Raw genomic sequence first — 1,485 nt, 5'->3', positions numbered from 1 at the left:
ATCAGATGCTCAGTGCAGCAGAACATTCCGCGCAGCAAGCCACGTTAAATCGCAACTTGTTAATGGCTGCGACTGCTGTGATTTCTCTGCTTATGATCACGATGGTGTGGGGGTTGGTTGCAAGCCTACGAAGCCGCGTTGGTCGCCTAAAACAAACCCTGCGCAGTATGTCTGAGCACCATGATATGACGGTTGAACTCGATTCTCGCGGCAAAGATGAAATCGCTTCCATCTCGAACAGCATTAATGCCTTGATCTCTAACTTCAGAAAGCTGCTGTTTGACGTTACTAAGACCAATAACGAGAGCTCAAATCGACTACAAAACATTGTTGAATCTGCGCAGGATCTTGATAGCAGTAGCCGCTCTACCATCGCGAAGTGCGACAACATCGCAACCGCGATGACTGAACTCGCACAATCGAGTGTGGAAATCGCTCAGTCCGCAGAGCGCGCAATGGGTGACACCACAACCATGAATAACAAAGTGGTCGACTGCCAGACCCAAAGTGAATTGTCTTACCGCTCCGTACAAAGCTTGTTGGAGCAAATCAACGCCACTGAACAATGCATGGCAGAATTGGCGAACGACACGCAGAGCATTGGCCAAATAGTCGAGACCATCAACAGCGTTTCTGAACAAACCAACTTATTAGCCCTTAACGCAGCAATTGAAGCCGCTCGTGCGGGCGAACATGGTCGCGGCTTCGCGGTTGTCTCTTCTGAAGTGCGTGATTTGGCGCAGCGCAGCCAAGAAGCTACCGAGAACATCAGCAAACTGTTGGACCAAATTGGCGAGAAAACCCGTTTCTCAGTAGAAAGCATGGCAAAGAGCAAACAAGCCAGTGACGACACGTTTGAATCCGTGCAACAAGTGAATGAGAGTGTGTCTTTACTCGAAAGCAGCATCGAACACGTGAACAATCACATCAGCACCATTACGCACTCAACCATTGAGCAATCTAAAGCATGTGAAGCCATCGACCAAGATATCGACGTATTGGCGAGCATCGCGCACAAAACGGGTCAGCACGCTGATGACTTGAACCAGATTGTTTCCGGTTACCAAGCTGAAGCGAAGGAGCTAAAACACCAGCTAAGTGCTTTCAAATTGGCATAGAGAATTCTTGGGGGACGCAGTTTTCTGCCTTCCCTATCTTTCTCACTCTGTAAATACAACAAAGCCCAGAATCAATCTGGGCTTTGTTTTTTATCCGCCGTGTTTTTGTTGATACATCCGTTCGTCGGCGATTTTCATCATTTGTTCTGGAGAAGTCATTTGCGGATCGAAGATGGCGTAACCAATGCTCACGCGTAGGTAAATCAGCTCTTCGTCATAAATAACGGGCGTCGAACACAACGCCAACCTGAGCTTTTGCAGTAACTTCTGCACGTGCTCTTCCATTCCCAAATTGTGTACGACCACTAAAAACTCGTCACCGCCCATTCGCGCGACCATGTCTGAACGTCTCAAGCTGCTTTTGATG

2 protein-coding genes are annotated in these 1,485 nt (G+C 48.4%); one reads left to right on the top strand and one right to left on the bottom strand.

Features of this window, described 5'->3' with window-relative positions:
• Nucleotides 1–1,118: methyl-accepting chemotaxis protein (locus tag R7070_RS25045; RefSeq protein ID WP_318141377.1), on the top strand; the 1,118-nt coding region annotated here is incomplete at its 5' end.
• A 90-nt stretch (nt 1,119–1,208) separates the two neighbouring features.
• Here R7070_RS25045 and R7070_RS25040 read toward each other — a convergent pair.
• The coding region (locus R7070_RS25040) for a GGDEF domain-containing protein (RefSeq protein ID WP_318141376.1) at nt 1,209–1,485 on the bottom strand (277 nt) is incomplete at its 5' end.

Source organism: Vibrio sp. 1557 (genome assembly GCF_033340175.1).
GTDB classification, from domain to species: domain Bacteria; phylum Pseudomonadota; class Gammaproteobacteria; order Enterobacterales; family Vibrionaceae; genus Vibrio; species Vibrio alginolyticus.
The sequence above is the reverse complement of the archived record's forward strand: the minus strand, read 5'-3'. Positions and strand labels throughout refer to the sequence as shown.